At 62.3% G+C, this 21424-nt stretch carries 25 protein-coding genes; 15 read left to right on the forward strand and 10 right to left on the reverse strand.

Annotated elements, in window-relative coordinates; all coding sequences use genetic code 11:
* The first annotated feature begins 160 nt into the window (after positions 1–160).
* From atuD to CXQ81_RS23155, 5 genes are all read left to right on the forward strand, one after another.
* Complete coding sequence (atuD, locus tag CXQ81_RS23135) at positions 161–1318, forward strand: citronellyl-CoA dehydrogenase (protein WP_101338686.1); 1158 nt, start codon at positions 161–163, stop codon at positions 1316–1318.
* Entirely contained in the window at positions 1315–2112 is a 798-nt protein-coding gene (locus tag CXQ81_RS23140; RefSeq protein ID WP_101338687.1) for an enoyl-CoA hydratase/isomerase family protein, read from the forward strand. The genes atuD and CXQ81_RS23140 overlap by 4 nt, the downstream gene beginning before the upstream one ends.
* 115 nt (positions 2113–2227) lie before the next feature.
* Positions 2228–4186, forward strand: a complete 1959-nt coding sequence (locus tag CXQ81_RS23145; protein WP_101338688.1) for an acetyl/propionyl/methylcrotonyl-CoA carboxylase subunit alpha — start codon at positions 2228–2230, stop codon at positions 4184–4186.
* A gap of 69 nt (positions 4187–4255) precedes the next feature.
* Positions 4256–4798, forward strand: coding sequence for an exonuclease domain-containing protein (locus CXQ81_RS23150; RefSeq protein ID WP_007930003.1), 543 nt, complete (start codon positions 4256–4258; stop codon positions 4796–4798).
* Positions 4799–4879: 81 nt separating this feature from the next.
* Positions 4880–5164 (forward strand): pyrimidine/purine nucleoside phosphorylase, encoded by a 285-nt coding sequence (locus CXQ81_RS23155; RefSeq protein ID WP_007930001.1) that lies wholly within the window; start codon positions 4880–4882, stop codon positions 5162–5164.
* A gap of 80 nt (positions 5165–5244) precedes the next feature.
* On the opposite strand, the gene CXQ81_RS23160 is transcribed toward CXQ81_RS23155, so the two are convergent.
* Together CXQ81_RS23160 and CXQ81_RS23165 are read right to left on the reverse strand one after the other, a co-directional pair.
* Complete coding sequence (locus CXQ81_RS23160; RefSeq protein ID WP_062825103.1) at positions 5245–6048, reverse strand: MOSC domain-containing protein; 804 nt, start codon at positions 6046–6048, stop codon at positions 5245–5247.
* Positions 6049–6147: 99 nt separating this feature from the next.
* On the reverse strand, positions 6148–7083 hold the full coding sequence (locus CXQ81_RS23165) for a chemotaxis protein CheV (protein ID WP_009044919.1): 936 nt from the start codon (positions 7081–7083) through the stop codon (positions 6148–6150).
* Between the two features lie 540 nt (positions 7084–7623).
* On the opposite strand from CXQ81_RS23165, the gene CXQ81_RS23170 reads away from it, so the two are divergent.
* The 3 genes from CXQ81_RS23170 to CXQ81_RS23180 all read left to right on the forward strand — a co-directional run bounded on the left by CXQ81_RS23170 (position 7624) and on the right by CXQ81_RS23180 (position 10144).
* The gene (locus CXQ81_RS23170; RefSeq protein ID WP_009044920.1) at positions 7624–8091 is read left to right on the forward strand and encodes a hypothetical protein; all 468 of its coding nucleotides are present in this window, start codon (positions 7624–7626) and stop codon (positions 8089–8091) included.
* Positions 8092–8594: 503 nt separating this feature from the next.
* Positions 8595–9488: a sensor histidine kinase gene (locus CXQ81_RS23175; RefSeq protein ID WP_007929997.1), complete on the forward strand. Its 894-nt coding sequence runs from the start codon at positions 8595–8597 to the stop codon at positions 9486–9488.
* Positions 9485–10144: a response regulator transcription factor gene (locus CXQ81_RS23180; protein WP_009044922.1), complete on the forward strand. Its 660-nt coding sequence runs from the start codon at positions 9485–9487 to the stop codon at positions 10142–10144. Before CXQ81_RS23175 ends, CXQ81_RS23180 begins: the two co-directional genes overlap by 4 nt.
* Here CXQ81_RS23180 and yegS read toward each other — a convergent pair.
* Entirely contained in the window at positions 10141–11043 is a 903-nt protein-coding gene (gene yegS, locus CXQ81_RS23185) for a lipid kinase YegS (RefSeq protein ID WP_007929994.1), read from the reverse strand. The genes CXQ81_RS23180 and yegS overlap by 4 nt on opposite strands.
* Before the next feature lie 224 nt (positions 11044–11267).
* On the opposite strand from yegS, the gene CXQ81_RS23190 reads away from it, so the two are divergent.
* Positions 11268–11531 (forward strand): hypothetical protein, encoded by a 264-nt coding sequence (locus tag CXQ81_RS23190; protein ID WP_101338689.1) that lies wholly within the window; start codon positions 11268–11270, stop codon positions 11529–11531.
* A 58-nt stretch (positions 11532–11589) separates the two neighbouring features.
* On the opposite strand, the gene glp is transcribed toward CXQ81_RS23190, so the two are convergent.
* Positions 11590–12816 (reverse strand): gephyrin-like molybdotransferase Glp, encoded by a 1227-nt coding sequence (gene glp, locus CXQ81_RS23195; RefSeq protein ID WP_101338690.1) that lies wholly within the window; start codon positions 12814–12816, stop codon positions 11590–11592.
* A complete protein-coding gene (gene moaB / locus CXQ81_RS23200; protein WP_007923271.1) occupies positions 12800–13339 on the reverse strand; it encodes a molybdenum cofactor biosynthesis protein B in 540 nt (179 codons plus the stop codon). Before moaB ends, glp begins: the two co-directional genes overlap by 17 nt.
* Positions 13340–13418: 79 nt before the next feature.
* Here moaB and mobA point away from each other — a divergent pair, with 79 nt between their 5' ends.
* Together mobA and CXQ81_RS23210 are read left to right on the forward strand one after the other, a co-directional pair.
* Positions 13419–14027 carry a molybdenum cofactor guanylyltransferase MobA gene (gene mobA, locus CXQ81_RS23205; RefSeq protein ID WP_101338691.1) on the forward strand — a complete coding sequence of 203 codons (609 nt, stop codon included), beginning with the start codon at positions 13419–13421 and terminating at the stop codon, positions 14025–14027.
* Between the two features lie 70 nt (positions 14028–14097).
* The gene (locus CXQ81_RS23210) at positions 14098–14319 is read left to right on the forward strand and encodes a YgdI/YgdR family lipoprotein (RefSeq protein WP_007923269.1); all 222 of its coding nucleotides are present in this window, start codon (positions 14098–14100) and stop codon (positions 14317–14319) included.
* An 81-nt stretch (positions 14320–14400) separates the two neighbouring features.
* Here the strand turns inward: CXQ81_RS23210 and CXQ81_RS23215 are convergent, their stop codons facing one another.
* The 4 genes from CXQ81_RS23215 to CXQ81_RS23230 form a co-directional block, all read right to left on the reverse strand.
* A complete protein-coding gene (locus CXQ81_RS23215) occupies positions 14401–15291 on the reverse strand; it encodes a pseudouridine synthase (RefSeq protein ID WP_101338692.1) in 891 nt (296 codons plus the stop codon).
* 88 nt (positions 15292–15379) lie between these two features.
* Complete coding sequence (locus CXQ81_RS23220; protein ID WP_007923266.1) at positions 15380–15700, reverse strand: hypothetical protein; 321 nt, start codon at positions 15698–15700, stop codon at positions 15380–15382.
* Between the two features lie 56 nt (positions 15701–15756).
* Positions 15757–16185, reverse strand: coding sequence for a S24 family peptidase (locus CXQ81_RS23225; protein WP_009044928.1), 429 nt, complete (start codon positions 16183–16185; stop codon positions 15757–15759).
* A 113-nt stretch (positions 16186–16298) separates the two neighbouring features.
* Positions 16299–16535: a glutaredoxin family protein gene (locus CXQ81_RS23230; protein ID WP_101338693.1), complete on the reverse strand. Its 237-nt coding sequence runs from the start codon at positions 16533–16535 to the stop codon at positions 16299–16301.
* Positions 16536–16750: 215 nt separating this feature from the next.
* Between CXQ81_RS23230 and CXQ81_RS23235 the strand changes: the two genes are divergently transcribed.
* A complete protein-coding gene (locus CXQ81_RS23235; protein ID WP_101338694.1) occupies positions 16751–18709 on the forward strand; it encodes a monovalent cation:proton antiporter-2 (CPA2) family protein in 1959 nt (652 codons plus the stop codon).
* A gap of 49 nt (positions 18710–18758) precedes the next feature.
* On the opposite strand, the gene CXQ81_RS23240 is transcribed toward CXQ81_RS23235, so the two are convergent.
* Positions 18759–19967 carry an ammonium transporter gene (locus CXQ81_RS23240; protein ID WP_101338695.1) on the reverse strand — a complete coding sequence of 403 codons (1209 nt, stop codon included), beginning with the start codon at positions 19965–19967 and terminating at the stop codon, positions 18759–18761.
* A gap of 332 nt (positions 19968–20299) precedes the next feature.
* On the opposite strand from CXQ81_RS23240, the gene CXQ81_RS23245 reads away from it, so the two are divergent.
* Genes CXQ81_RS23245 through CXQ81_RS23255 form a run of 3 tightly spaced genes read left to right on the forward strand, consistent with a single transcriptional unit; the run spans position 20300 to position 21340 of the window.
* Complete coding sequence (locus CXQ81_RS23245) at positions 20300–20614, forward strand: YqjD family protein (RefSeq protein WP_007923257.1); 315 nt, start codon at positions 20300–20302, stop codon at positions 20612–20614.
* A 1-nt stretch (position 20615) separates the two neighbouring features.
* On the forward strand, positions 20616–21002 hold the full coding sequence (locus tag CXQ81_RS23250; RefSeq protein WP_007923256.1) for a phage holin family protein: 387 nt from the start codon (positions 20616–20618) through the stop codon (positions 21000–21002).
* Entirely contained in the window at positions 20999–21340 is a 342-nt protein-coding gene (locus CXQ81_RS23255; protein WP_007923255.1) for a hypothetical protein, read from the forward strand. The genes CXQ81_RS23250 and CXQ81_RS23255 overlap by 4 nt, the downstream gene beginning before the upstream one ends.
* The last annotated feature ends 84 nt before the right edge of the window (positions 21341–21424 follow it).

Consider the following 21424-nt stretch of genomic DNA (forward strand, 5'->3'; position numbering starts at 1 on the left):
CCTCAAGAGCACGTCCCCTGCGGGGCCGATCGCAGCCTTCGGCAGCGGCTACAGGGACAGCGAGCAGTTCCGCAACGACGGTGTTTTCGGCCTGCGGCAGCGGCTACAGGGGTAACAAGGTTCAGGGATTGCGTCACTCAACTTGAGGAGAACAATAAAAATGATCTTCACCCAGGAACATGAAGAACTGCGGCGCACGGTGCGCAACTTTGTCGAGCGCGAGATCAACCCGCATGTCGAGGAATGGGAAAAGGCCGGGCGCTTTCCGATCCACGAGATTTTCCGCCAGGCCGGCGAACTGGGCCTGCTGGGCATCTCCAAGCCGGAGAAGTTCGGCGGCATGGGCCTGGACTACAGCTACTCGATCGTCGCCGCCGAAGAGTTCGGCACCATCCATTGCGGCGGCATCCCGATGTCCATCGGCGTGCAGACCGACATGTGCACCCCGGCCCTGGCGCGTTTCGGCTCCGACGAGTTGCGCGAGGAGTTCCTGCGCCCGGCCATCAGCGGGGAAATGGTCGGCTGCATCGGTGTCTCCGAAGTCGGTGCCGGCTCCGACGTGGCCGGGCTCAAGACCACCGCGCGCAAGGACGGCGACGACTATGTGATCAACGGCAGCAAGATGTGGATCACCAACTCCCCCAGCGCCGACTTCATCTGCCTGCTGGCCAACACCTCGGACGACAAACCCCACGTCAACAAGTCGCTGATCATGGTGCCGATGAACAGCCCCGGCATCAGCCTCAGCCCGCACCTGGACAAGCTCGGCATGCGCAGTTCGGAAACCGCCCAGGTGTTTTTCGACAACGTGCGCGTGCCCCAGCGCTATCGCATCGGCCACGAAGGCGCGGGTTTCATGATGCAGATGCTGCAATTCCAGGAAGAGCGGCTGTTCGGCGCGGCCAACATGATCAAGGGCCTGGAGTATTGCGTCGACAGCACCATCGAGTATTGCAAGGAGCGCAAGACCTTCGGCAGCGCGCTGATCGACAACCAGGTGATCCACTTCCGCCTGGCCGAGTTGTCCACCGAAATCGAATGCCTGCGGGCCCTGGTTTACCAGGCCACCGAGCAATACGTGCGCGGTCAGGACGTCACCCGCCTGGCGTCCATGGCCAAGCTAAAGGCCGGGCGCCTGGGCCGAGAAGTCAGCGACAGCTGCCTGCAATACTGGGGCGGCATGGGCTTCATGTGGGACAACCCGGTGGCCCGCGCCTACCGTGACGTGCGCCTGGTTTCGATCGGCGGCGGTGCCGACGAAATCATGCTGGGTATCATCTGCAAACTCATGGGCATCCTGCCAGGGAAAAGAAAATGAGCCGCCTGCCCGCCTGCGAAACCCTGCTGCTGGCGCCCCGTGGCGGCGTCCTGCACATCACCCTCGATCGCCCGGACAGCCGCAACGCCATGAGCCTGCACATGGTCGCCGAACTGCGCGCGGTGCTGGCGGCGGTACGCGATGACCGCGGCATTCGCGCCCTGGTCCTGAGGGGCGCCGGCGGGCACTTCTGCGCCGGCGGCGACCTGAAAGACATGGCCAGTGCCCGTGCCCAGGGCGCCAGTGCCTATCAGGAACTGAACCGGGCGTTCGGCACACTGCTCGAGGAAGCCCAGCACAGCCCGCAGGTGCTGATCGTGCTGCTGCAGGGCGCGGTGTTAGGTGGCGGCTTCGGCCTGGCCTGTGTCAGCGATATCGCCATCGCCGATCATCAGGCGCAATTCGGCATGCCGGAAACCAGCCTCGGCCTGCTGCCGGCGCAGATCGCGCCGTTTGTGGTCAAGCGCATCGGCCTGACCCAGGCCCGTCGGCTGGCCCTGACCGCCGCGCGCTTTGATGGCAACGAAGCCGAACGGCTGGGCCTGGTGCATTTTGTCGAAGACGGCCCAGAGGCCCTGGCCGAGCGCCTCGATGAGGTGCTGGCCCATGTGCTGTGCTGCGCGCCCGAGGCCAACGCCGCGACCAAGGCCCTGTTGCTGGCCAGCGCTGAAGAACCGCTGGCGCCGCTGCTCGATCGCGCGGCGGAACAGTTTGGCGCCGCCGTCACCGGTGCCGAAGGCATCGAAGGAACCATGGCCTTCGTGCAGAAACGCAAACCGGCGTGGGCCTCATGAGCCCCATCGCGAGCAAGCTCGCTCCTACCGGTCCGTGACTGGCCTACGCCTTTGTAGGAGCGAGCTTGCTCGCGAAATGCCCGACCAAACACCACCGATCTCAGGAAACCACCTCATGCCCGCCTTCAGCAAAATCCTGATCGCCAATCGCGGTGAAATCGCCTGCCGCATCCAGCGCACCGCCCAAGCCCTGGGTTATCGCACCGTGGCGGTGTTCAGCGATGCCGACGCCGATGCGCTGCATGTGCGGATGGCCGACGAGGCGGTGCGTATCGGCCCGGCGGCGGTCCAACAGTCCTACCTGAACAGCCAGGCGATCCTTGACGCGGCCCGGCGCACGGGCGCCGACGCGCTGCATCCCGGCTACGGCTTTCTGTCGGAGAACGCCGAGTTCGCCAACGCCTGCGAGGCAGCCGGCATCACCTTTATCGGCCCCAGCGCCGAGGCCATCGAATTGATGGGCAGCAAGCGCCTGTCCAAGCTGGCGATGCTCGCGGCGGGCGTCCCCTGCATCGCCGGTTATCAGGGCGCGGAACAGGACGATGCGACCCTGCAACGCGAAGCCGAACGCATCGGCTACCCGCTGATGATCAAAGCCAGCGCCGGTGGCGGCGGACGCGGCATGCGCCTGGTGCAGCGAGCCGATGAGCTGCTGGCCCAGGTGCGTACCGCGCGCTCCGAGGCGCTGCACGCCTTCGGCAGCGACGAGTTGATTCTGGAGCAGGCGCTGATCGAACCGCGGCATGTGGAAATCCAGGTGTTCGGCGACCGCCACGGCCAATTGATCTACCTCGGCGAGCGCGATTGCTCGATCCAGCGCCGTCATCAGAAAGTCGTCGAGGAAGCGCCCTGTCCGGTGATGACCGCCGAGCTGCGCCAGGACATGGGCGAGGCCGCCCTCAAGGCCGGCCGGGCGGTGAATTATGTCGGTGCCGGCACCGTGGAATTTCTCCTCGATGCACGGGGGCAATTCTACTTTCTGGAAATGAACACCCGCCTGCAGGTCGAACACCCGGTCACCGAAATGATCACCGGCCTGGACCTGGTGGCCCTGCAACTACAGGTGGCGGCCGGTCAACCGTTACCACTGCGCCAGGAACAGGTCGAACTCAAGGGCCATGCCATCGAAGTGCGGCTGTATGCCGAGGACCCGGCGCAGGACTTCCTGCCACAAACCGGCCAGGTACGGCGCTGGGAACCGGCGCTGGGTGCCGATGTGCGTATCGATCACGGCCTGCTGGAAGGCCAGAGCGTCAGCCCGTTCTATGACCCGATGCTGGGCAAACTCATCGCCCACGGCGCCACCCGCGAAGAAGCGCGTCGCAAGCTGTTGCGCGCGGTCGAGGACACGGTGCTGACGGGCGTGGCGAGCAACCAGAAGCTGTTGGCGAACCTGCTTCGCCATCCCGGTTTTGCCAGCGGCGAATTCAGCACCGCCTTTATCGCCGAACATTTCGCCGACGATCCAAGCCTGCACCCCCAGTCGCCAAGAGGTGCCGAGCTGGCCCTGGCCGCGGCACTGCTTTATCAGCACGCGGCCCAGCGTCACGGCACGGCGCTGGCCGGCTGGCGCAACAACGCCAGCGTGCCGCTGCACTATCGCCTGGGCTCGGGTGAAGCCGTATGGAACCTTGAACTGAATAACCAGGCCGGAACGCTGCGGATTCAACACGCCGACCAAGGCTTCGAGGTACAGCTGCTGGAGACGGATGGCCGCTGGGCCTGCGCGACCATCGACGGTATCCGCCGCCGCTACGCCTACACCCTGGAAGCCGGGCAGCTCTGGCTGTTCACCCGTCCTGGCAGCCTGCACCTTCAAGACCTGAGCCACGCGCCGATCGCCAGCCAGGCCGGCGCCCACAGCGGCATGCTCAAGGCGCCCATGGACGGCGCCATAGTCGACGTACTGGTCAGCGAGGGCGCGACCGTCAGCAAGGGGCAATTGCTGCTGGTGCTGGAGGCGATGAAAATGGAGCATCCGCTGAAGGCCGGGATCGATGGCGTGATCAAGCGGCTGCAGGTCAATCTCGGCGATCAGGTGAAAAACCGCCAGATTCTGCTGGAGGTGGAATAAGCCGCTAGGCGCAGACGTCGGGTTTGGCTACGCTCAAGCCTCATCGGGATGTTGAAGCTGGAGCCTGTGATGCCCCACTGGTTGGTAATTGATCTGGAAGCCACCACGGACGAAGGAGGCTGGCCGCTGACCGACATGGAAATCATCGAGATCGGCGCCACCCTGGTGAACCGCGAAGGGCGTGAACTGGACCATTTCCAACGCTTCGTGCGCCCGCTGCGGCGGCCGATGCTGACACCGTTCTGCCGTGAACTGACCCACATCACCCAGGCCCAGATCGACGGCGCCCAGCCGTTGAGCGAAGTCTGGCCGCTGTTCGAACGCTGGCTGGGCCAGCATCACACGCGCCTGGAGGGCTGGGCCAGCTGGGGCGACTACGATCGCAAGCAACTGCTGCAGGAGTGGCAACGCTCGCAACTGCACAGCGCCCTCGCCCAACTGCCGCACATGAACCTCAAGCAACGCTTCGCCAAGGCCCGCCGCCTCGAACGACCGCTGGGCCTGAACGGCGCGCTGCAACTGGCCGGGCTGCAGTTCACCGGCCAGCAGCATCGCGCCCTGGAAGATGCCCGCAATACGGCGCGTTTATTGCCTCTGATTCTTCCCGGCTGATCCGTCCGCGCAACAGGTGACGCATCTGAAGGCCTTGTGCATACTGGCCGGCCTTTTTGACCCCTTTTTGAGGAATCGCCCATGTTTAAAGTCAACGAGTACTTCGACGGCACCGTCAAGTCGATTGCCTTCGGCACGGCCGAAGGTCCCGCCACCATCGGCGTCATGGCTCCGGGCGAATACGAGTTCGGCACGGCTCAACGGGAAATCATGCACGTGGTTTCCGGCGCCCTGACCGTCAAGCTGCCTGACAGCAACGACTGGGAAACCTTTGCCGCCGGCAGCCAGTTCAACGTACCGGCCAACAGCAAGTTCCAGCTGAAAGTGGCCGTCGACACCGCCTACCTGTGCGAATACCGCGGCTGATCCCTCCGGGAGCTGATCCTCGGCGATAAAAAAATGCCCGTATCTGGCGATACGGGCATTTTTCGTTTCAGCGCCACCGACTATTCCAGCACCGTGACCGGCATGCCGACTTCCAGGCGGCCAATGCCATCGTTCACCAGGTTCTGCCCGAACATCGCCCCGCCTTCTTGCGCCCGGTACTGCTGCAGCGTGGCCAGCGGTTCACGGTCGGCGCTGCGCTCGCCGGTCTGCGGATCGATGGTGGTGAGAATGCAACGCGCACAAGGCTTGACCACCCGAAACTCGATATCGCCGATGCGGATGCGTTTCCAGCCATCTTCGGCAAAGGCCGGGCAGCCCTCGATCACCAGGTTCGGGCGAAAGCGCAGCATTTCCAGGGGACGGCCGACACGACTGGACAGGTCTTCCCGGGAGGACTCGCCAATCAGCAACAGCGGAAAACCGTCGGCGAAGGCCACCTGATCGTCATCCTTGCCGTAACCGGCCTGAGTGGTGCGCGCACGCTCCGGGGGGACCTGTACCAGGCGGGTCGGCTTGCCGATGAAATCGCTCAGCCAGGCATGGGCTTCGTCGCCGGCATCCGGTACGCGCAGGGTATCGCGCCAGATGGTCACGCCGCGTAACGGGGCATCCGCACCAGGCAGTGGCACATCGAGGGATGGATAACCGGGAGCACTGAGGGTCAGCCCTCCCTCGGCGTTCCAGAGCGCCGAAAGCTGGCTCATGTGCGGGACCGCACGCTGGGTCAGGAAGCGTCCGCTGGGTTCATCGACCAGCATCCAGCGTCGATCTCCCTCCAGCCCCAGCCTGTCCAGCGCGACCTGTTGCAGGGACTCGCCCTTGCCGGATTTCAAGGGGTATCGATAAAGCGCGCTGAGACGCATGGCCAGCTCCCGGGTGGCAAAGAAAGCAACCTTATACGAGCCGGCCCGCGAATCAAAGAAGCAGCTGCCGCGCAGGCGTCGCTCCGGCCACGGCTCCCGTCAGGCGGGAACTTCGTCCAGCATCAGGCGCTGGCGCACCACGTCGACCAGTTTGTCCGGCTGGAACTTGGACAGGAAGTTGTCGCAACCGACCTTCTTCACCATCGACTCGTTGAAGCTGCCGGACAGGGAGGTATGCAGCACCACATAAAGGCCGCGCAGACGAGGATCGTTGCGGATTTCGGTGGTCAGGCGATAGCCGTCCATTTCCGGCATTTCGGCGTCGGTGAACACCATCAGCAGCTTGTCGGTCATGTCGACCCCGGTATCGGCCCAGGCCTTGAGCATCTTCAGGGCCTTCAGGCCGTCGCTGGCAATGTGCATCTTCACCCCCAACTGGCCCAGGGTGTCGCGCAATTGCGACAGCGCCACGTTGGAGTCGTCCACCAACAGCACTTCACGGCCGCGGGCACGTTCGAGCACCGGATCGTCGAGCTTGTCGCGCGACACCTTGGCGTTGTACGGAACGATTTCGGCCAGGACCTTTTCCACGTCGATGATCTCGACCAGTTGATCGTCGACCTTGCTGATCGCCGTCAGGTAATGCTGGCGCCCGGCACTGGTCGGCGGTGGCAGGATGGCTTCCCAGTTCATGTTGACGATACGGTCGACGCCCCCCACCAGGAAGGCCTGCACCGAGCGGTTGTACTCGGTGACGATGATGGTGCTGTTGGGACCCGGCACCAGCGGTCGCATGCCGATCGCCTGGGACAGATCGATGACCGGCAGCGTCTGCCCCCGCAGGTTGACCACGCCACAGACGAACGGATGGCGCTGGGGCATCAGCGTCAGCTTCGGCAATTGCAGGACTTCCTGCACCTTGAACACGTTGATCGCGAACAACTGTCGCCCGGCCAGACGGAACATGAGGATTTCCAGGCGATTCTCACCCACCAGTTGCGTGCGTTGATCTACCGTGTCGAGAATGCCGGCCATGTAATGACTCCTGGGCTTGTTCTGATGAATTCACTAACGTGGGTTATCGGCGCAATTCGCCGAATCTTGACCCGCATACAAAATGCCATGCAAAGGCATTGATGTCACATTAACATCATGCTTTACTGGCTTCGCGATTTCATCCACACAACTTCCCCGCCGCGACCTCTATTTCAGCGCTTGGTTCCCCTTTATAAGGGAATCCCCTATCGGCAATCAGGACCAACCTGATATTCGCAATATCCAATAGCCATTAATGTGACGCCATTCTCATTGCATGAATGGAGTCAGGCTTTTGTTTGTGATCGCAGGAAGATGGGCTGGTGCCCCTTCGAGCCCCCCCGCCTCCGCTGTCCAAGCGTGGCCGACACACCGTGCTCGGCAGTCTGTCGCCTGCAGACTAAACACCAGCACAGCGTCTTCGTCCATTGAGAACCAATCAGATTCGTCCTATATCCCACGGCATAACCGACGTAATACCTTACAGCCGCTCACAAAACGGACCATTCCATCATCTGACGTGGCGTCGTGGAGACAAGCATGCTGATCGACGATAAAGAGTGGCACCAGTCACCCGACTTTCTGCTTGAGGCAGAAGCACTATTGGCCAAGTCTGTTGAATGCCTGAACCATCTCAACCTGATCAGGAACGATCAGGACGCCATCGATTGCATGTTGTCCACCCTGCTCAAACTGGCCGAGAAAACCGATGCGCTGGCGCTGCGCAGCACCGCCGAATTCTCGCGCCAGGTTCATGCGTTGCTGGATCACTCCCATCCTCATCCGGACATGAACGAGCAGATCCTCGACACCCTCGGGGAATGCTTCAGCCTGATGGCCTGGCAGCTTGAACTCGTCGATCCGGTGACTGGGCAGTTGAACCTCGATGGCAACGAACAGGCCACCCTCATCGAATCCCTCGCCGTGCAAATCGACCCTCTGCCCGCACCCCTGTCCTGCCACCAAAATTCGTTCAAAGTTTTTTCGATCGCCAAGAGAAACGCATAGACCCTGTCGTTAATACCTAACTTCAGTCGTTAGATATGTCGTGACATTGACCAGCATCATGTCGTTATCCAATATTTCATGCCTGTTAACGACAGAACCAACTAACACAACTAAATAAAACCAATCCCGAGACTTCAAGTGTTCTGAATCTCGCCTACCCGTTCGCCAAGGCCAGATACAGCCACTGTTTGAGCGGAGCCAGTTAAAACAAGCGAATCGGAACATACGTCCCAAAAGGCAATATTCCTGACCCGCTGGACATATATAGAGGCGCGACCAACGGTAGCTAAGCTGATACTATGCCAGCCACTAAACGATATCCTTAATGGCACTGTGATTTCAGATTGATCTTGTTACACACCTGATCAGTGCAAGGCTTGCTCCCAACGAATAGACCGCGTTAATTGAAGCCGCATACTCAAACAATACCGTTTTCCAAACCGGGGCCCGTCAGTCGACTTGACCGGTCTCCCCGCAGCGAACATTCATTGGCTCCATCCGCTATGTACGCCAGCCTCAAGTCAACTGCCACCAGGCTTCTCTCTCGAATAAACCTGCGCTGGCTCAACCTGTTGCTGTGCTCATGCTCGGCACTTGGAAGTCTGGCCGTCTATTGCCTGTCGACGACCTTTCCCCTCAGCCTGCTGATCCTGAATCTGGCGGCCCTGGCCAGTGTCTGGGCCTATTACGGGGACTCGCGCAATTCGATCAAGTTCCAGCCTCAGGAACTGGCGGATCGCTTGCTGGAAGTCCAGGAAAACGAGCGCCATCGCCTCAGTCGTGAATTGCATGATGATATTGGTCAGTTGTTGACTGCCGCCAAGCTGCAAAGCGAATGGCTCAAGCGCCGCCTGCCCGAAGACCTGCAACAGCATTGCACGACGCTTCAAAGCACATTGGAAGAAACCCTGGCCAAGGTGCGCGATGTATCGGCCATTCTTAATCCCCGGCAATTGGCCAGCCTGGGCCTGGAAGCCAGCCTGCGGGCACACTTGCTGAAGACCCTGGAAAACACTTCCGTGCACTGGAGCCTGGAATGCAAGCAACGCCTGGCAGGCATCCCCGAGGAGATGGCGGTGGCCGCCTTTCGCATCACTCAGGAAGCCGTCACCAACATGCTGCGCCACGCCCAGGCGGATAACCTGCTGGTACGCCTGCAACGCCTGCCCGAGGGCCTTTCGCTGTTTATCAGCGATGATGGCTGTGGCTTTTCCCCAGCGGCCAATCCTGGCGCGCAAGGACAACGCGGCATGGCGGGCATGGCGGAAAGAATCGCGCAACTGGGTGGCACACTGAAGGTTTCCAGCCAGCCCGACCAGGGCACACAAATCGAAGCACTCTTCCCCTGGGCGCCTCGCGCACTCGAACGGGCCAGTACGAATAAGGTTTTACATTGACCTGCAATTTACTTCTGGTGGATGACCACTCGCTCATCAGGGCTGGCGTGCGTGCCCTGGTCATGGACATTCCTGGCTATGCCGTGATCGGCGAAGCCAACGATGGCGCACAAGTACTGGAAATGGTCGAGAGGCTGTCGCCGGACATTATCCTTCTGGATATTTCCATGAAGGATATCGGCGGCCTTGAGGCCCTGAAGAGACTCAAGGTGGTGCACCCGCAGAGCAAAGTACTGATTCTCTCGATGCACACCGATCCGGCGCTGATCATGCAGGCCCTGGAATCCGGTGCTCATGGTTATCTGCTCAAGGACACCACCGCCAACGAGCTCGAGCACGCGCTCGACGCCTTGCGCAACAACGAGCGTTATCTCAGCCCGGCCATTGCACACACGGTGATCAACCAGGCGCTGATCCGCGTGCAGAAGCCCCATCCGGAACCCGTTGAAACCCATAACCTGACCGCACGCCAGCTGGAGATCCTGCGCCTGATCGTTCGCGGCAAATCGACCCGCGAAATCGCTCATGGGCTTGGCCTGAGCATCAAGACCGTGGAAACCCACCGCTCGCAGATCATGAAACGCCTGCAGATCTATGATGTGGCCGGCCTGGTCCTGTTTGCCGTCCGCGAACAGATCATCAGCCTCGACGATTAAGACGCCGAAGCCGCCAACAGCGGGGAGTCTTCCGGCAAATGCACCCGCAATGCCCCTGGGAGCGCGCGAAAACGCAGGTTTTCGCCTTGCAGGGGCTCACCGTCGAGATTGATATCCAGCCCCTCGGACACCTTGATTTCAACCCAGGGCAGGCGCGTGCGCACAAACAGGTTGTCGATCCCCCAGCCGCCGGCCAGCAGGTCCTTCAAGGTGCCCACCAACTCCTGGGGGGCCGGTAGGATACTGACATCCAGCAATCCGTCATCGGCCATCGCCTCAGGGCACAGCAGATGACCACCACCGGCCTGGCGCCCGTTGCCGATCCCCAGGGCCAACAGCTCGCCGCGCCAATGGAAATCCGGCCCCTGCAGTTCACCGTATGCCGCATGCAGTTCGTTGAAACGAGACAAACCAGTGAACAGATAGGCCGCGCCCCCCAGAATCTTTTTCAGGTCCTCGGAGGTATTGGCCGTCACCTGGCTGCCGAACCCGCCCGTGGCCATGTTGAGAAATACCTGGCCACCGACCTCGCCGAGGTCGATCGCCCGTGCCGGCACGTCGAGCAGGTTCAATGCCTCATGGGGCAGCAACGACACGCCGGCCGCCCGCGCGAAATCATTGGCCGTCCCCAGCGGCAGCAACACCAGGCTGGCATCGTTGGCCTGCGCCGCCATGGCCTCGGCGATATCACGCAAAGTGCCATCACCGCCCCCCGCGATCAGGCGGGTGTAACCAGTCACGAGGGCTTCATCCACCAGGCGCTGGGCGTCGCCCGCTTCCCAGGTCAGGCGGACCGCCAGCTCCCAACCCTCTTCACGCTTGCGTTCGACAGCGTCGCGGACCTCTTCGTTGAGGGCCTGCTTGCCGTGCAGTATCAGCATCGCCTTGCGTTCGCTCATCGCTCATCACTCCTGTCATTCGAGGGCCATTGAAGGATGTTGACCCTCGGCCCATGAGAAAAAGTCCGATCGGGACGTAATCAATTTGTCGCCGTCAGGCCGTCTGCTGGCTGACCGGTAACTTTTCTGACCGCAGATTGAGAATCACCTGAATTGACCCGAAACAGACAATCGGAGAATGTTCATGGCAGGCGAACGACGCCTCAAACAGGGAAGCGAAACACATGGATGACAAGAAATGCTTTGAACGCTCGAACTCCGCGCTCACTCGGCTGGAAGGGAGCATCCTGCTCAGTACAGGTAAACACCCGGAACTGAGTGTCCATCAAGTACATACCCGTGACCCCGAGCATAAGCCCGACAGCAAGCTTCATGCCTTGCTCAAGAAGCTCGCGTGGGTGTTGGCCTATGCCGGGTTTCTATCGGCACTGCTGTCTTGGGGACTGAACAGCCGTTTTGGCTTGCTGATCCTTTTACTCCTGCGTTGATAGGCAGGGCCCTGGAGGATGGACCCGGCGCTGCCGACCAGGTCCGCCTCCCCTGGAGTCAGCCCAGGACTTCACTCAATGGGATGAAGTTGACCCAATCGCCCTCAACCAGCGTTCGCTCTTCCAGTACCTCGACCAGCCCCTCGGCCCAGGCGGCACTGCGCAAGACCCCGGAACTCTGGTTCCGGTAGATGATTGCCCTGCCCTGCTCCAGACGCCCACGCAGATACTCTCGTCGATTCCCCGGTTTCGACCAGGCAAACCCGGCTGGAACCTGGAACTGCAAGGGCTGCAGCTCCTTCACTCCCTGGCGCCGCAAAATATAGGGGCGAGCCAGCAAGGCAAAGGTCACCAGTGTCGAGGCCGGGTTACCCGGCAGGCCGATCACCGGCACGCTGCGGAAATGCCCGAAGGTCAATGGCTTGCCCGGCTTGATCGCCAGCTTCCAGAGCGCAAGCTCGCCCTCCTCTCTTAAGGCGATGCCCAGGAAATCCGCCTCGCCCACCGATACACCACCGGTGGACAGGATCAGGTCCACATCCGCCAGTTCGGCAAGGCGCCGCCGGGTCGTGGGCAGATCGTCGGGCAGGATCCCGCCGTCGACCACTTCACAGCCCAGCCGCTGCAACCAACTGCACAGCAGGACACGGTTGCTGTTGTAGATCTGCCCTGGACCCAGCGCTTGCCCGGGTTCTACCAGCTCGTCGCCGGTGGAAAGCACGGCGACCCGCACTCGACGCACCACCTCCAACTCCCCGCAACCCAAGGAAGCAGCAAGCCCCAGCTCGATCGGCCCCAGCTGCGTTCCGGCCACCAATACACACTCACCGACCATGGTTTCCTGGCCTTGGGGACGAATGTTCTGCCCGGCGCTGAGCGGCTCGGTAAAGGACACCCGCCCATCGGCCTGAACCTCGGCGTTCTCCTGCATTTCCACGCAGTCGGCTCCCGCCGGGACCGGTGCCCCGGTGAAGATGCGTGCGCAGGTACCGGGCGCCAAAGGCTCGGGCGCCTGGCCGGCGAAAATACGCTGGCTGACCACAAGGGCCTCACCACTCCAATCCGCGGCACGCAAGGCATAGCCGTCCATGGCGCTGTTGGGCCAGGGCGGAAGATCCAGGGTGGAAATCAAATCGTCGGCCAAGACCCGGCCTTGAGCTGCCGCCAGCGGCAGCCGCTCGCGCTCGAGAATGGGAGTAGCCTCGGCCATCTCCAGCAAACGGGCCAATGCGACCTCGACCGGCATCAAGGCACCGGTCTTGCCCGGCTTACCCACGGGATTCACAAGGTGCCGCCTGTTTCAGGTGCGTGACGAAATTGCACGGCCGGTGCCGCGAGTCCAGCTGCTCGGCGAGGATGCCGTCCCAACCGGTACGCACCGCGTTGGTCGAGCCCGGCAGGCAGCACACCAGCGTGCCGTTGGCCAGCCCGGCCAGGGCCCGCGACTGCACGGTGGAAGTGCCGATGTCGGCCACCGAGATCTGACGGAACAACTCGCCAAAACCGTCGACCTGTTTGTCGAGCAGGCAAGACACGGCTTCCGGGGTGCTGTCGCGGCCGGTAAAACCGGTGCCGCCGGTGATCAGCACCACCTGGACCAGGTCGTCGGCGATCCAGGTCGCCACTTGCGCGCGAATCTTGTAGAGATCGTCCTTGAGCAGGACGCGCGCGGCCAGGTTATGGCCAGCAGCGCTCAGACGATCGACGAAGACCTGGCCGGAGGTATCGGTTTCCAGAGTCCGGGTATCACTGACAGTCAGCACCGCGATATTCAGGGGTGCAAAAGGTACATCAGCCTTGGCTTTCATAGGCTCGATCCAGTTGTAGGAGAAACAGCCCGGTGTTATATCACAGCGCTCTCTTTGACCGCCCCTGTGGAGACGTGCCATGACCCCGCGCGCAGATTTGCCACCCTGCTCCATTCTGCTCCTGGCCGGTGGACGCGGCCAACGCATGGGCGGAAGGGACAAGGGACTGATCGAGTGGCAGGGCCGGCCATTGATCGCCCATCTGCATCGACTGACCCGCGACCTGAGCGATGACCTGATCATTTCCTGCAACCGCAATCGCCGGCAGTACGCGCCTTATGCCGACCAACTGGTGCAGGACGAAAGCAATGATTTCCCAGGGCCGTTGGCAGGTATTCGTGCCGGATTGACCGTCGCCCGGCATGCCCGACTGCTGGTGTTGCCCTGCGACGTGCCGCGCATCGATGTGCAACTGATCGGCGCCATGCGACAAAGCGCCGCCCTGCATCCGGACAAACCACTGATGCTGCGCCATGGCGAGCACTGGGAACCCTTGCTGTGTATCATCCCGCGCGCACTGCTCGGCACCTTCGACGGAGCCTGGCAGAACGGTGAGCGCAGCCCCGGACGTATCATGCGCGGGCTGGATGCTCAGGCCCTGCAATGTCCGGCAAACGATCCCCGATTGGCTAATCTGAATACACCAGAGCTGTTAAGCCAGCAGCACGGCGTGTCAGAATGCCCTTAACTCAAGGAACTTGCAGGCGTTGCATACGTCTCAAGCACAGTAACTAAAGTATTCATCTCGGAGACACACAATGATTCAGCGGACTCTCGCCACTCTCATGCTTGCACTGGGCCTTGCCACTCTCGCCGGTTGCGCATCGCCTACTGTGATCACCCTGAATGACGGTCGCGAAATCCAGGCCGTCGATACGCCGAAATACGATGAGGATTCCGGCTTCTACGAGTTCGAACAACTGGACGGCAAACAAACCCGCATCAACAAGGATCAGGTTCGTACGGTAAAAGAGCTGTAATCCATACCGTTACAGCCTCGCACGATAAAGCCCGCTTTCGCGGGCTTTATCGTTTCTGGCAGCAGCAAGCAGTTGCCTGGATTACCACTGCAAGGTGATCCGACTCTCGAACTCGCGCTCCTCCCCTGTCAGCGGGTCGGTAAAACGCAGGCCCTGGGCCAGCAGCTTGAGCGGCTTGGCGTAATCGTCCTCCACATCCTTGAGCGCATCGGGATAAAACGGGTCGTTGCAGATCGCCGCCCCCAGCGCACCCATGTGCACCCGCAACTGGTGCTTTTTGCCAGTCACCGGATACAGCCCATAACGCCAGAGGTCACCGTTCTTTTCCCGGACCTCCAGTGCCGTTTCCGTATTAGGCGTACCAGGCCCTTCCTGCATGCGGAAAAAGGGCTCGCCATCGACCAGGCGGCTTTTATGCACCCGCGGGAACTCAAGACCGGGCAAGGCCGGTGCGATGGCCTCGTAGCGCTTGTCGATCCTGCGTGTCGGAAACAGCGACTGATAGGCCGAGCGGCTTTGCGGATTGGCCGAAAACAACACCAGGCCCGCCGTATGCCGGTCGATGCGATGCAGAGGCACCAGGTGGGGATTGTCCAGGCTGCGGATCAAGCGGCGCAGCAAGGTTTGCTCGACATACTCCCCCGCCGGGGTGACCGGCAGGAAATGCGGCTTGTCCGCCACCACCAGGTGCTCATCGACGTAAAGAATCGACTCCTGCACCGGGATGATCTTTTCGTCGGGCACTTCGCGAAAATAATGAATGCGCAGGCCTTCGCGGTACGCCAGGTCGACACCGATCGGTAGTCCCTGTCCATCGAGCACCCGGCCGCGGGCGATCCGGCTCAGCCACTGCTCGCGGCTGATGGTGCTGAAATGGTCACACAGGCAATCCAGTACGGTTGGCCATGAACCGGGGGGCAGGTACAGGGTGCTGGCCTGATGCTGTGCGGCAAAAAAAGGTACGGAAGACATACAAAAGCTCGAACGGACAATGCAGAGCGACATTATCCAACATGGGTCCCGGGGAGCCTAGGAGAGTTTCCCCCTCCGGAACCTGCGACTAAGCCCGGGCCACACCGGCTTGCGCGGCGGCATCGGTGAACTCCTTCAGCCAGCGCAGCACATCGACCGCCTCCCAGCGGGCCGGGTCATACAGCGCATACAACAACCCCTGATACCCCACCACGTCCAGTTGCCGGTGATAACCCGCACGCTGGAACAGGGCTTCGATTTCGGCAAAGCAGGTATTGAAATGCAGCTTGTTGAACGGTGTCTTGCCTTCCGTGACCAGGCCGTCCAGGCGCAGTTCGAGTACCGCTTCGCGCACCACATCGGCGGACATGCGGTTCACACTGCTCTTCAATTGTTCAACATTGACCATCATCAGTCCTTCTACCCTCTCATTCATCCACTGAGCACACGCCCTGCGCATCGATATCAGCCACGGCCGACATAACTGACCACCCATAACACCACGCCCCAGATTTGCGCCGAGTCCCGATCGTCCAGAGGGATCGGTGCAACCGAAGGTCGCGCCGCCTTGAGCAGCAGCCCACCCTTGGGATCGGGCGCCAGCAGGCGCACGCCATAGGCGTCTTCGCCATCGAGATGGGCCACCACGTACTGATCCACCGCCGGGGCCGCCGAACGATCGACGATCAGCCGGTCGCCGGGATAGATCCCGAAGCCCAGCAGGCTGTCGTCATCCACCAGCACCGCGCGGATCTGCGGCGCTCCGAGCCCCACGGTACGATCCAGGGAAAAACCGCCTTCGAACGTGAGCCCGGCGGCAAACCCGTCGTGCCCTGCATGCTCGGGCGACAGGTGTTGCAAACGCTCGGCGCGGGCGAGGATTGTGAGAGACATGACGAACCATCCCGATAACTGTACGCATATACAGTAACCGAATAATCGGGATCCCGCCAAGGGATTGCAGCGCAGGCGACAAACGGAAAGGGTCGTGCCAGCGACAGGCCGGCTCAGCGCAGGAAGGCCACCACCTGCTCGGCATCGAACGGCCAGCCCAGCTCGGCGCCGTTGTCCGCCCGGCGCAGGACCGGGATACGCAGGCCATACGCCTCGAACAGGGTTTCGTCTTCCGCGATATCCACCAGCTCGACCATCAGCCCGTGCTCCACCAGCGGCATCAACTCCGCCTCGGCGAGTTCGCACAGGTGGCAGCCCAGGGTGCCGAACAGCTGACATTCAGGAGGCATGACATACAGACCGAAAAGAGACAGGCGCTTATTCTAGGCCGGCGGGAAAAAGCCGTCGACCGATGAACGCAGCACCCTGCGGCCAACAATGGCCATCGTCGAGCATTCTGCCAAACAGCTGATGCAGGTCAGCGCCGCCAACTTGCGGTTGAGCGACCCTCGCGGCTTTTTTTGCCTCTACGCTCTGTCATTACAACCGCCGCCCGGAGATGTCTGTGTTCGCCAATCTGTTGATCATCCTCGCTTCATCCCTGGTGGTGATCGCCCTGTTCCGCCGCCTGCGCCTGCCGCCCGTGCTGGGCTACCTGTGCGTGGGCCTGCTGGTGGGGCCGACCGCCTTCGGCTGGGTCAACGACAACGAAAACCTGCCCGACCTGGCGGAGTTGGGGGTGGTGTTCCTGCTGTTTTCCCTGGGACTGGAGTTTTCCGTATCGAAAATGCTGGCCCTGCGCCAGGTGGTATTCGGCCTGGGCAGCCTGCAAGTGCTGTGCAGCGGCGCCATCCTCGGCGGCCTGCTGATCCTCGCCGGTGTGCCGCCGATCCCGGCGCTGCTGCTTGGTGCGGGCCTGGCGCTGTCCTCCACCGCCATTGTCAGCAAGGAGCTGGGCAGCCTCGGGGAAATCTTCAGCAGCCACGGGCAGAATGCGATCGGCGTGTTGCTGTTCCAGGACGTGGTGGCGGTGCTGTTGCTGACCCTGGTGCCGGTATTCGCCGGCAACACCGAACAGGCCTGGTACTGGGCCCTGCCCCTGACGCTGGGCAAGACCGCCCTGCTGTTCATCGGCCTGGCGCTGGCCAGCCGCTGGTTGCTGCCACGGCTATTCCACGAGGTGGCCGCCTCCCATTCCGCCGAGCTGTTCGTGCTGCTGGCCCTGGTCATCGTCCTGCTGACCGCCTGGCTGACCCACCTGCTCGGCCTGTCCCCCGCCCTCGGTGCATTCCTCGCCGGCATGCTGCTGGGGGAGAGCCGTTACCGGCACCAGATCGAGGCCGATATCCGGCCGTTCCGCGACATTCTGCTGGGGCTGTTTTTCGTCAGCATCGGCATGCTGATCGACCTGCAATTGTTCGCCAGCCATGCCTTGCTGGTCCTCGGCCTGACCCTGGCCCTGATGCTGATCAAGGGCGCCGTGGTGGCACTGTTGCTCAAGCTGCGCGGCAGCGACGGCGAGACGGCCTGGCGCAGTGGCCTGGCCCTGGCCCAGGGCGGCGAGTTCTGTTTTGCGCTGATGGCGCAGATGCAGCAGAGCCAGTTGATGCCGGCCGATCTGAGCGGCCTGCTGCTGGCAGCGACCTTCTGTTCGATGCTGCTGACGCCCCTGCTGCTGCGCGCCGCCCCGGGCATTGCCGCGCGCCTGCACCGCAAGCCGAACCAGGAGGCCCACCTGGAAGAAATCAGCGCCCTCAACGCCGCATTGCAGGACCATGTGGTGATCTGCGGATATGGCCGCGTCGGCCAGTCGATCGGCCGTTTCCTGCGCCGCGAACAGCAGCGCTTCATTGCCCTGGACGACGACCCGGTGCGGGTCCAGGAAGCCGCGGCCGGCGAAAGCTGCGTGCATTACGGCGACTCCCGCCGCGCCGAGCTGCTGGCGGCGGTCGGCCTCGAACGCGCGCGCCTGCTGGTGATTGCCGTGGACAAGACCGACATCGCCCTCAACGTGCTGAAAAGCGCGCGCCGGATCAACAGCGAAGTGCCGATCCTGGTGCGCACCCGGGACGACAGCCAACTGGCCGAACTGAAAGCCGCCGGTGCCAGCGAAGTGGTGCCGGAGCTACTGGAGTCGAGCCTGATGCTGGCGTCCCATGCGCTGGTGATGCTCGGGCTGCCGGAACACCAGGTACAGATCAAGGTCGATGAGGTTCGCCACAACCGCTATCGCCTGCTGCATGGTTTCTACCATGGGGCGCAGACCGACCTGCTGGACAATCGCGGCCAGCCGCGGGTGCTGATGCATGCGGTCAATCTCGGCAGCGCGGCCCACGCCTGCGACCTGGCCCTCGGCGAGCTGGCGCTGGAGCAATTGGGCGTGGATGTGCAAGGCGTGCAGCGCGATGGCCGCGACCTGGAGCTGGCCGCCGGCACCCTGCTGCGAGCCGGCGATACGGTGTTGATGTCCGGCCCGCTGGCGGCCATCGAAGCGTCGGAGGCGCGCCTGCTCGGCGGCCAATGATCAGCGGCAAGCGGCCCTGGCCGGGTACTCCAGCCTGGGCCGCATAGGCTCAGTCCTGGCTGACCGCGCCGATCTTGTGCAGCGACAGGTCGGCGCCGTAGTACTCCTGCTCCTGCGTCAGGCGCAGGCCGCAGAGCGCCTTGATCGCGCCGTACACCATAAAGCCGCCGACCAGCGCCACCAGCACACCCAGGCCGGTACCGATCAACTGGCTGACCAGGCTGACGCCGCCCAGGCCGCCCAAGGCGCTCTGGCCGAAGATCCCGCAGGCGATACCGCCCCACACGCCGCACAGCCCGTGCAGTGGCCAGACACCCAGCACATCGTCGATCTTCCAACGGGTCTGGGTGGCGATAAAGCACCAGACGAACAGCGCGCCGGCAATCGCTCCGGTGATCAGCGCGCCCACCGGATGCATCAGGTCGGAGCCGGCGCAGATCGCCACCAGCCCGGCCAGCGGGCCGTTGTGCAGGAAGCCCGGGTCGTTGCGCCCGACGATCAGCGCCGCCACCGTGCCGCCCACCATGGCCATCAGCGAATTCACCGCCACCAGCCCGCTGACCGCCTGCAGGGTCTGCGCGCTCATCACGTTGAAGCCGAACCAGCCGACAATCAGGATCCACGACCCCAAGGCCAGGAACGGGATGCTCGACGGCGCGAACGCCACCAGCTTGCCGTCGCGATAACGACCGTTGCGCGGCCCGAGCAACAGCACCGCGGCCAGCGCCAGCCAGCCGCCCATGGCATGCACCACCACCGAGCCGGCGAAATCATGGAAGCTCGCGCCGAAGCTCGCCAGCAACCAGGCTTGCAGGCCATAGTTACCGTTCCACACCAGGCCTTCGAAGAAGGGATAGATAAAGGCCACGATCAGCGCCGTGGCGCAGAGCTGCGGGACGAACCGCGCACGCTCGGCGATGCCGCCGGAAATGATCGCCGGGATGGCCGCGGCGAACGTCAGCAGGAAGAAGAACTTCACCAGTCCGTAGCCGTGATCGGCGCTGATCACCGCCGCCGGTTGCAGGAAGCTGACGCCGTAGGAGATCCAATAGCCTATAAAGAAATAGGCCAGGGTCGAGACCGCGAAGTCGCTGAGGATCTTCGACAAGGCGTTGACCTGGTTTTTCTGGCGCACCGTGCCCACCTCGAGAAAGGCGAAGCCGGCATGCATGGCCAGGACCATGACCGCACCGATAAGGATGAACAGGGTATTGGAACCATGGACCAGAGTGTCCACAGCGCTTTGCAGATTTTCCATGGAATGGGCAGACCTGATATTCAGGAAAAAGCCGCGAGCCGCTCGAACGTTTTTTTGCACCAACTTGGCACCCAAGGTCCTGTCGACCCAGGTATTACGACCCATTTTGGCGCGACGCTTTTGCGAGAGGGATGTATCGCTCGGGGTGTTTCCATAAGTGTTGATTTTTTAGGGTAAGGTTTTAGCTGCCAGGCACCGCATCCTGCGCGCTTTCGGCGCAACCACCCGTGTTTACGCACCAGGACAAAGCAAAAGCTGTACCAGACAATTGCACTGAACCTTCGCGCAAGGCTCATACTCGAACCCTTCAGAACGCCACTACGGAGATAACCATGGCCAGCAAAACCACCAAGACAGCTCAAGAAACACTGATGGCGGACTTTCAGGCACTGGTCAGTGACACGGAACGTCTGCTGGAACACACCGCCACCCTGGCTGGCGACCAGGCAGACCAATTACGCACACAGATTCACGACAGCCTGCTGCGCGCCCGCGAGACCCTGCAACTGACCGAACAATCGCTGCGCGAACGCGGCCAGGCGGCAGTCACCGCCACCGAAGACTATGTGCAGAGCAACCCCTGGCAAGCAGTGGGTATCGCGGCGGGTGTGGGCTTTCTGATCGGCCTGCTGGCGACCCGGCGCTGATATGGCTATCGATGAATCCGGCTCCACGGCGGGCCAAGGCTCTTCAACGCGGCGCCTGGGCGCTGCTTTCCTGGGTTTGTTGCACAGCCACGTCGAACTGTTCGGCATCGAGTTGCAGGAACAGAAAGCCAGAACCGTCAGCCTGCTGCTGTTCGCCGGGCTGGCCCTGGTGTTCGCCCTGCTGCTGTTGATAGGACTATCGGCGCTGGTGCTGATCCTGTTCTGGGACACCTATCGCCTGACCGCCATCATCGGGCTGTGCGTCTTCTATACGCTGGCGGCGCTGTTCTGCGCCCTGCGCCTGAAGGCGGCGATTTTCGACGAGTCCTCGCCCTTCCACGCCACCCTTGAAGAGCTGGCCAACGACAGGGAGCGCCTGCTGCCATGAGCCTGCCTGACATCCCGCAAACCAACTCCCGGCGCGAGATGCGCAAGGCGCTGATCCGCCTGCGCATGGAAATGCATCGCCAGGAAATCCGCCACGAATCCCAACAGTTGTTGCAACCCTTGCAGCGGGTCCGTGGCCTTGGCCAGAGCTGGCAACAGGGCTTGGGCATCAAGCACGCGCCGTTGTGGGGCGTGGCTGCCGTGACCCTGTTGGGTTTTCTCACCGGCAAAGGCGCCAAGAGCGGCAGCGTCAGAAGCTTCGCCCGGCTGGTGCGGCTCAGCGCCGGCCTGTTGCCGCTGATCAAGCTGGTCATGCAAGGCTCTTCGAACAAGCACTGAGCCCGCGCCATCTGGCTGCATTCTTGCAATCATTCCCGCAATAGCTGCGCACCCGACCTCTCCCGCGAGAGGTCGGGTCGTGCC

The sequence above is a fragment of the Pseudomonas sp. 09C 129 genome, assembly GCF_002843625.1.
GTDB lineage: Bacteria > Pseudomonadota > Gammaproteobacteria > Pseudomonadales > Pseudomonadaceae > Aquipseudomonas > Aquipseudomonas chlororaphis.